The sequence below is a fragment of the Paraburkholderia sp. Ac-20336 genome (genome assembly GCF_017105025.1).
GTDB lineage: Bacteria > Pseudomonadota > Gammaproteobacteria > Burkholderiales > Burkholderiaceae > Paraburkholderia.
Window position 1 is genome coordinate 1 of the sequence record NZ_JAAGPS010000242.1, and the last position, 4186, is coordinate 4186.

Annotated in this window: 2 protein-coding genes and 1 pseudogene; 1 reads left to right on the top strand and 2 read right to left on the bottom strand. The window is 69.0% G+C overall.

Translation table 11 applies throughout. The features are described 5' to 3' along the window. The first annotated feature begins 14 nt into the window (after positions 1–14). Positions 15–2555: an adenosylcobalamin-dependent ribonucleoside-diphosphate reductase gene (locus GXB81_RS30480; RefSeq protein WP_205991153.1), complete on the top strand. Its 2541-nt coding sequence runs from the start codon at positions 15–17 to the stop codon at positions 2553–2555. 103 nt (positions 2556–2658) lie between these two features. On the opposite strand, the gene GXB81_RS30485 is transcribed toward GXB81_RS30480, so the two are convergent. Both GXB81_RS30485 and GXB81_RS30490 read right to left on the bottom strand, forming a co-directional pair. After that, complete coding sequence (locus GXB81_RS30485; RefSeq protein WP_205991152.1) at positions 2659–3654, bottom strand: twin-arginine translocation pathway signal; 996 nt, start codon at positions 3652–3654, stop codon at positions 2659–2661. A 19-nt stretch (positions 3655–3673) separates the two neighbouring features. After that, positions 3674–4186, bottom strand: a pseudogene (locus tag GXB81_RS30490) (hypothetical protein); the annotation flags it as partial.

Genomic DNA, 4186 nt, shown 5'->3' on the forward strand with positions numbered 1-4186 from the left:
TGCACACCCCCACGATCCCGGCAGCGTCCGCCTCGCCCACGCCATCGCCGATCGCCCCGCAGCAGTTCTCGCTCGACGTGCTGCTCGAAAAATACGCGAAAGGCGACGAACAATCGGCCGACGACGTCTTTCGCCGCGTCGCGCGCGGCGTCGCCGAGGCCGAGCCGCCGGAACTGCGCGCGCCGGTCGAGGCGCTGTTCGTGGACAACCTGCGGCACGGCGCGCTCGGCGCGGGCCGCATCATGAGCGCGGCGGGCAGCGGTATCGCCGCGACGCTGATCAACTGCTTCGTGCAGCCGGTCGGCGACTCGATTCAGGGCGTCGACGAGCAGGGACTGCCGGGCATCTACGTGGCGCTGCTGCAGGCGGCCGAAACGATGCGGCGCGGCGGCGGCGTCGGCTACAACTTCTCGGCGATCCGGCCCAAGGGCGCGCGCGTTCATACGACCAGTTCGTCGGCATCGGGCCCGTGCAGCTACATGGACGTGTTCGACGCCTCGTGCCGCACGGTCGAAAGCGCGGGCTCGCGGCGCGGCGCGCAGATGGCCGTGCTCGACTGCGACCACCCCGACCTGCTCGAATTCATCGAGGCCAAGCATTCGAAGGGGCGCTGGAACAACTTCAACGTGTCGGTCGGCGTGACCGACGCATTCATGCGCGCGGTCGAAAACGACGAGCCGTGGCAGCTGGTCCATCGCGCCGAGCCGTCGCCGGCGCTGCGCGCGGCCGGCGACGTGCGGCGGCGCGAGGACGGCCTGTGGGTCTACGGCGAGCACCCGGCGCGCGCGATCTGGGAGCGCATCATGCGCTCGACCTACGACGTCGCCGAGCCCGGCATCGTGTTCATCTCGCGCATGAACGAGGACAACAATCTGCGCGCCGTCGAAACGATCCGCGCGACCAATCCGTGCGGCGAGCAGCCGCTGCCCGCCTACGGCTGCTGCAACCTCGGGCCGCTCAACCTGACGCGCTTCGTCGTCGATCCGTTCGCGCAGTTGCAGGGCCGTGAGCCGTCGTTCGACTGGGACGGCCTCGCGCAACGCACGCGCACCCAAGTGCGTTTTCTCGACGACGTGCTCGACGTCACGCTCTGGCCGCTGCCGCAGCAATACGACGAATCGCGCGCGAAACGGCGCATCGGCGTCGGCTTCACCGGGCTCGGCGACACGCTCGTGATGCTCGGGCTGCGCTACAACGCGCAGGAGGGCCGCGACTTCGCGGCGCGCATCGCGCGGCTCATGCGCGACGAGGCGTACCGCGCGTCGGTCGAACTCGCGAAGGAGCGCGGTGCGTTCCCGTTGTTCGACGCCGCGCGCTATCTCGAAGCGGGCACCTTCGCGTCGCGCCTGCCCGACGACGTCCAGCAGGCGATCCGCCGCGACGGCATCCGCAACAGCCATCTGCTGTCGATCGCGCCGACCGGCACCGTGAGCCTCGCATTCGCGGACAACGCCTCGAACGGCATCGAGCCGGCCTTCTCGTGGACCTACAAGCGCATGAAGGTGATGGCCGACGGCGGCCGCGAATCGTTCGACGTCGAGGACTACGCGTACCGGCTCTACCGCGAGCTCGGCGGCGACGTGAACCGGCTGCCCGACTACTTCGTCAGCGCATTGCAGATGTCGGCGCGCGACCATCTCGAGATGATGGCGGCGGTGCAGCCGTACGTCGACACGTCGATCTCGAAGACCGTCAACGTGCCCGCCGACTATCCGTTCGACGCGTTCGAAAGCCTCTATTTCGACGCGTGGAAAAGCGGCCTGAAGGGCCTCGCCACCTATCGCCCGAACGACACGCTCGGCGCGGTGCTGAGCGTCGCGCCCGCGCAGGCCGACGACACGCTCGCCGACAGCGATCTCGACCCGCTGCGGATCGCGATGGATCACCGGCCGAAGGGCGAGTTGCCGGCAGTCATCGAGAAGGTCGAGTATCTGACCCAGGCGGGCAAGAAGTCGCTGTACGTCGCGGTGTCGTTCATCGAGGTGACGGGACGCCTCGGCGGCGAGGACGTGACGATCGAGCGGCCGATCGAGTTCTTCATCCCGACCGGCCAGCGCGACGAGTCGCAGCAATGGATCACGGCGACGATGCGCTCGCTGTCGCTTGCCGCGCGCGGCGGCTTCGTCGCGCGCAATCTGCAGGACATGTGCAAGGTGTCGTGGGATCGCGGCCAGGTGCGGCTGGGCGACGTGCAGCGTCTCGACGGCCATCGCGCGCCGCGCTGGCACGATTCGGAAGTGGCCGCGCTCGCGTTTGCGATCCAGCAGATTCTGTATCGGCGCGGCTTTCTCGACGCCGAAGGCAATCAGGTGCCGTCGCGGCTGCTCGCGCGCTTGCCGCGCGGGCAGATGAAAACGGACACGGCGTTATCGGCCGATTTCGGCATGCGCGCCCATCCCGAAGACGGCGCGGACGCGCTGCTGCAACCGGCCAGCGCCCAAGGGCTGCAGACGATGCTCGGGCGCAAATGCGGTTCGTGCGGCGCGAATGCGGTGATTCGCAAGGACGGCTGCGATTTCTGCACGGCGTGCGGCGAGGTGGGGGCCTGCGGGTAAGGCCGCAGAGGGCCGGCGGGGTTGCGCAAGGCCGCCAGCACTGCCCGGGACCACGGGGCCGCCCAAGGCCGGATCACCCCCGCCCCACCGAACCAGATCGGCCCTACTTGCCCAGCGCCGCCGACACGCCGGCCAGCCAGGTCGCGGCCGGCATCACGCTCTTCGGGTCCCAGCTATCGGGCGCATCCAGGCGCGTCTGCACTTGATCCTCGTTGAACTGCCACACCACGACCTTGGGCGCGTGCTGCGCGAACGAGGGGTTCGCCACCGTATCGAGGAACGTCTTCCACGGCCCGATGTTGCCGGGATTCCAGGCCAGCTCCACCGGCACGCCGAGCGCATTCGAGAGCTTCTGCGGATAGCCGAGATACGGCTGCACGAAGCTGTTGCCGATCACCTCGACCTGCGCCGGTCCGCTGTCGAGCAGGCCGTCGGCCGCTTCCGGCTGCTTGCGCACGGTGTAGATGTCGCGCCCGATGCGCTTGCGGTCCTCGGGCGACATGAAGTTCGTCGCGAGATCGCCATAGCGCCGCTCGTTGGTCCAGTCGCCGAGCACGCTGCCGCCGCCGGTGGCCGGCACGGCGAACTTGCCGCGGATCAGCGCGGCCGTCGCATCGGCCGAGGCTTCCGCCGCCCACGCGGTCCAGTGGTAGTCGGCGCGATAGAACGCGCTCTGGCGGTCGTGCTCGACGGATTGCAGCGCGGGCCGATCGTCGAACGTGACGATGCCGGCTGCCGCGAACATGCCGAGCAGGTCGCCGTAGCGCGACTGAACCTGCGGCGACAACCTGACGTCAGCCGGAAGACGCTGCGGGTAGAACACCGACTTGGCCGGTACCACCATCACGACGAGTTCGACGTGCTTCGCCGCCAGCGCATCCTTCGCCTCGCGGATCAGCTTGACGTTAGCCTCGATCTGCGGACGGTCGACCTTGTCGGTGCTTTCCCAGCCCGGGAAAAGCCAGCCGTCCTGCCCCTCGATCACCGACGCCGCAGCCCGCGCCGCGCCGCAGTGAATCGACGCGGCGAGCGCCGCGAAGGCCAGCACGGCGGTCCAGCCGCGCGGCGTGGCCCGGTTCGGTGAAGCACGATTTTTCATCGGAAATCCTGTCGGGTTGTCATGGTTGCGCCAGATAGGCGTTTTCATCGTCGGTAAGCGGTTGGTAGAGCGAGCGCAGCGGCCACTCCCAGATCAGCAGCCGCACACCCTGGAGCCGCTCGGGGTGATGCCGCAGCAGTTCGATCGCGCTGCCGGCAAAGCCGCTGCCCACGCGGCTTTGCTGCGCGATCTCCTGTTTCATCGCGAGTTGCAGATAGTCGGCAAAGCCGGAATTGAGCGAATACGACGAGCCGGCCAGCACGACCGTCGGCGCGGCCACGTCGTCGAGCAGCCCGCCGCCGTGGTGTATGTCGAGCGTTTCGTCGTGGTCGAGGTCGGGCCGCGGCGCGAACGGCGGCACGTTGCCGGCCAGCCCGGCGAGACGCGTCAGATCGCCGATGCGCGCCCCGGAACGAGCCGCCACGCTCAGGCGCATCGTGACGTCGCCGGCCGGCACGTACGCCAGCGCCGCGGCCGCCACGCGGTGGGCGGCGAACTTCGCGCCGTCGCGATTCCAGTGCGTGTCGGTGCG